4 protein-coding genes are annotated in these 4,403 nt (G+C 54.5%); 3 read left to right on the top strand and 1 reads right to left on the bottom strand.

The window, feature by feature from the left end; genetic code table 11:
• Positions 1-216: 216 nt before the first annotated feature.
• Positions 217-1,152 (top strand): LysR substrate-binding domain-containing protein, encoded by a 936-nt coding sequence (locus AB8B76_RS05730; protein WP_405271055.1) that lies wholly within the window; start codon positions 217-219, stop codon positions 1,150-1,152.
• Between the two features lie 13 nt (positions 1,153-1,165).
• Here AB8B76_RS05730 and AB8B76_RS05725 read toward each other — a convergent pair whose 3' ends face one another.
• Positions 1,166-1,315 carry a hypothetical protein gene (locus AB8B76_RS05725; RefSeq protein WP_405271054.1) on the bottom strand — a complete coding sequence of 50 codons (150 nt, stop codon included), beginning with the start codon at positions 1,313-1,315 and terminating at the stop codon, positions 1,166-1,168.
• 39 nt (positions 1,316-1,354) lie between these two features.
• On the opposite strand from AB8B76_RS05725, the gene AB8B76_RS05720 reads away from it, so the two are divergent.
• Positions 1,355-3,190, top strand: a complete 1,836-nt coding sequence (locus tag AB8B76_RS05720; protein WP_405271053.1) for a gamma-glutamyltransferase family protein — start codon at positions 1,355-1,357, stop codon at positions 3,188-3,190.
• Between the two features lie 200 nt (positions 3,191-3,390).
• Positions 3,391-4,403: spinster family MFS transporter (locus AB8B76_RS05715; RefSeq protein ID WP_405271052.1), on the top strand; the 1,013-nt coding region annotated here is incomplete at its 3' end.

The raw sequence follows: 4,403 nt of genomic DNA, 5'->3' as shown, positions 1-4,403 counted from the left end.
ACGGGCGAACTCACCCGGAAGGCCTCAGAGCGGGCAGAATTGGAGTGATGTTCAATTGCTTTGGCGACTACGTTCATGGTTGCGTCCTCCGCTGGGTTAATGTCGTAACACCTGTTAACTATATAAACGGAACAATCGTGGACAGAAGACCCAATTTTTGAAATAACTGTTCCGTTTATGAAACAATTGAAGTTTTGCGCGAGAGAGCAACCGCCCATGGCAGCCACTGATTTAAACGACTACTTTTACTTCGTCCATGTGGTGGAAAAAGGTGGGTTTTCAGCAGCTGCCCAGGCGTTGGGGATGCCCAAGTCGAGACTGAGCCGACACATCGCGGCGCTGGAAGCGCGCCTGGATACACGTCTGATTCAGCGGACGACTCGACAGTTCAAAGTCACTGACATCGGTGAAGTTTTCTATCAGCACGCTCGTGCTTTGATCGATGAAATGGAAAATGCCGAAGCAGCGGTAAAGCGAAAAAAAAACACGCTGTCCGGCAACGTGACGCTGAGTTGCTCGGTTGGTGTCGCGCAGTTCGCCATCAAAGAAATTCTGGCACGCTTTCTCTCCGACCATCCGCTGGTCACGGTCTCACAGCAGGTCACCAATCAGAACGTTGACCTCGTGGCCTCGGGTGTTGATTTGTCGATTCGAGGGCACGCGGGGCCTTTACCTGACTCAGCTCTTGTGCAGCGTAAGATCGCCACGGTGGAGTGGAATCTATTCTGCGCTGTTGGCTATCAGGACGTACACGGCGCTATAGATGGGCCCGACAATCTGGCTGACCAACCCTCGCTCGCCCTTGGTTGGCAGGCGCCGCGGGGAACGTGGTCACTCGAGAATTTCCAAGGGGAGCGAGTCGAGATAGACATAACGCCGCGCCTTAAAAGTGAGGATATGGCGACCCTCAAAGAGGCCGCTATCCAGGGTCTGGGTATCGTCGCGTTGCCTGCCTATACGTGCCGTCGAGAGGTGCATGGAGGTCGGCTTGAGCGTGTTCTGAATGATTGGCATGCGGGTGTGGCACAGCTGAGCCTTGTGCAACCGAGTCGCCGAGGCGTGTCACCACCAGTAGAGGCTTTACGAGATTACATACTGGCCGAACTTCCGGATTTTGTTGCTGGCACCGGTTCATCCACGCCCACTGGGTAAGATCGCCAATCCATCAAAGTACCGACGTCCCAAATCGACTGGGTGATACGACGATCGCCAGTTTTTCACTGGCACTCGCCGATGCGTCTGCAGCCACGCCCGCGTCGCCATCGGATGCGGCCGTCCGGATCAGCGCGTCTCTACGCAAAAATACGCTCAACATTATATGATGCAAAGCACGTCTGACTTCGAGGTCCAGTGTGTGAGCATCTTTTGTCGTTTAAGCATTGTTGCTGCAGCGCTACTCCTGCAGTTTATGTCCATCCAGCTCTCCGCTCAGGAGAACGCTTACCCTTTACAGATGAGCAGCACGCGGGTGAGTCATCGCCCTGAAGTGCCGGGTCCAAACGGTCTTGTGACCGCTGGCCATCCTCTGGCCTCCATAACGGGACTGCGTATCCTCATGGCTGGTGGCAATGCGGCTGATGCCTCTGTGGCTGTGCTGGCGACCTTGAACGTGGTCAGGCCCCAGATGTCTGGCGCCGGTGGTAACGGCTTTTTTACTTATTACGACTCTGATAGCCAAACGCCCTATGCCCTAAGTGCCACGGGCGCAGCGCCTCGTGAGCTGGACGCTAGCCAGTTGCTGTCGGAACAACTCAACAAAGGCATCAATGCCGGTGTAGTGCCAGGCTTGTTTGGTGGGTGGATATCGCTCTTGCAGAGGTTCGGGACGTTATCACTGTCCGAGGTGTTAGCGCCTGCTATTGCCTACGCGCGAGACGGACATCCTATGGAGGCATCGGTGGTGCGATCCATAGAATCATCCGAGGCGCTGTTTCGAGAGTTTCCGAGCAGCAGCGAGATGTTCCTGCCTGAAGGCCGCCTGCCGCAAACCGGTGAGCGTGTTACTTATCCTGACCTTGCTCGAACGTTTCAACGTCTGGTGGACGCGGAGCAGAAAGCGCTAGCCAGTGGTGCCAATAGATCAGATGCTCTCCAAGCGGCGTTTGATCTGTTTTATCGCGGTGATATCGCCAAAGAAATGGCTGGTTTTTATGCGGCGAATGGAGGGCTTTTTAGTCAGGAGGATTTCGCGGCTTACGAGCCTGTCTGGAGTGCTCCGATTCACGCGCGCTATCGAGGCTACGACATTTATACCTCGCCTCCGACGTCGCGGGGCGGATTGGAAGTACTCATGCAGCTGAAGTTGGTAGAGGACTTCGACCTTGCTGCTATGGGGTGGGGGGACCCTCAGTCGCAGCATCTGATGATCGAAGCAGTCAAAGTGGCGAAAGCGGATATCTATAAGTATGTAGCTGACCCTAGGCTGTATGAGGTGCCGGTAGCAGGAATGCTGGCATCAGATTACTTAGATGAGCGTCGAGCACTGATCAGTAAGACTCAAGCGATCGGCTTTCCGGGTCCTGGTATCCCGCAGGGCGATAGGGGCGCAAAGGTCGCTGCGGCATCATCTTTTACCAGCGTGTCGCCGCAGGAAGAAGCCAGCGTTGCGGGCAGCACTACAAGCTTCTCGATCCGCGATAAAGATGGCAATGTCATGGCCGCGACGCCGACCCACGGTGGGGCTTTTGGTACGGGTGTTGTGGTGGGTGGCACCGGGCTGACCTTTAACAACGGCACCCGCGTCGGCTCTACATCGCCATACCCCGATCACGCAAACTACGCGCGCGGTGGACAGGTCCCCATATTGAACAACTCGCCGATTATCGTAATGAAAGATGGCGAATTTGTAATGGCTTTGGGTACTCCTGGCGGAGAGACGATCGGTCAAACTCAGTTTCAGGTGCTGGTAAATGTGCTGGACTTTGGTATGCCAGTGCAGGCTGCGATCGAAGCGCCCCGTTTTAGCGTGTTTGCCGAACCAAATTTTTACAAAGAAGGGTCAAAGATTACTCTGCGCTTTGAAGACAGGCTGAGTCAGCAGCAGTTCGATGAGCTCAGGGAGCTGGGGCATGACTTACGCCTTGCTCCATCGTTTTCTCTTGGCAGCATACAGGCCATTCTGCGAAACAGCCTGGGCACGGTTACCGCTGGAGCGGATCCGCGAAGAGCTGCTCAGGCAGTGGGATGGTGATTGTTTTGTCTGTTCTCTTGGGGTGTTAGTAACGCATAGCCACTGCTAGTAATTTTGGGTGACGGATCCTCTGTACCGGACAGGTGATAACCCGTATTGTTAAGCCCTCGTCGCGAATCTCTCGATGGCACTGATTTCCTTGTTGTAGGAAGATTCTTCGTCTGCGAAAAATAAGAAGTGCGCAAAGCACTAAGGGATTTATGCAAGATACAGTGACGCCAGCTAGCCATAGTGCTGCGGGTACAGAACTCGCGGGTAGTCATCCTGACACCGGTTACGGGACTAGCGGTTACCGGAAATACGTACTGGGCGCTTTGCTCACTGTTTACGTGTTCAATTTTATCGACCGTACGATCATTAACATTCTTACAGAACCGATTAAACAATCCTTTGGTCTAGAGGATTGGCAGATGGGAATGCTCGGTGGCCCCGCATTCGCCGTGCTCTATACCTTCATTGGTATACCCATAGCCCGTTTTTCAGAGAAGAATCACCGGGTCTGGATTATTGCAGCCTCTGTAGCACTCTGGAGCCTGATGACGGTCCTCTGTGGCTTTGCGACGAGCTTTGTCGCTTTGTTTATTTTTCGTATTGGTGTGAGTGTTGGAGAGGCCGGCTGCTCACCTCCGGCGAACTCCATCATTGCCGACTACTTTGTTCCTGCAAAACGCTCCACTGCGGTGTCTACCTATGCCCTGGGCATTCCACTCGGCGGCATGGTGGCCTACGTCTTCGGCGGCTTTATCGTAGGTAGTCTTGACGGTGCGGCGGTGGCTGAGCTGCTGGGGAGCTGGGGCTGGCAGTGGGCTGTGAATGCGCTGGATTGGCAAAACATTGAAGCGTGGCGGGTGGCGTTCGTTGTCGTCGGTCTTCCCGGCGTTCTCGTTGCGCTCATCGTGAAACTGACGATAAAAGAGCCGCCCCGGGGATATACGGATCCGGCGGCGATGCAGGGGAAAGAGCAGGTCAGTTTTGGCGAGGTCCTGAGAATACTCGCCAAGAAACCGTCTTACTGGCACATCACCTTGGGTGTCACCATTGCATCCTTCGTGAACTATGGGGTTGCCCAATTCTTTGTGTCTTTCCTCATTCGTACGCACGAGATGTCGATCTTTGATGCAGCGGTGAAAGTCGCCATGGTTCTTTCGGTAATGGCGTCTATTGGGACATTCATGTCCGGGTATCTCGCTGACCGTTTCTCGGTGCGCTATCC

Origin of the sequence: Congregibacter sp., from assembly GCF_045107095.1 — a bacterium.
Taxonomy (GTDB): Bacteria; Pseudomonadota; Gammaproteobacteria; order Pseudomonadales; family Halieaceae; genus Congregibacter.
This window is presented reverse-complemented; position numbering and strand designations above follow the sequence as displayed.

Coding starts and splice junctions, on each gene's coding strand:
- AB8B76_RS05730 (WP_405271055.1), top strand. CDS start 217: ATGGCAGCCACTGATTTAAACGACTACTTTTACTTCGTCCATGTGGTG.
- AB8B76_RS05725 (WP_405271054.1), bottom strand. CDS start 1,315: ATGTTGAGCGTATTTTTGCGTAGAGACGCGCTGATCCGGACGGCCGCA.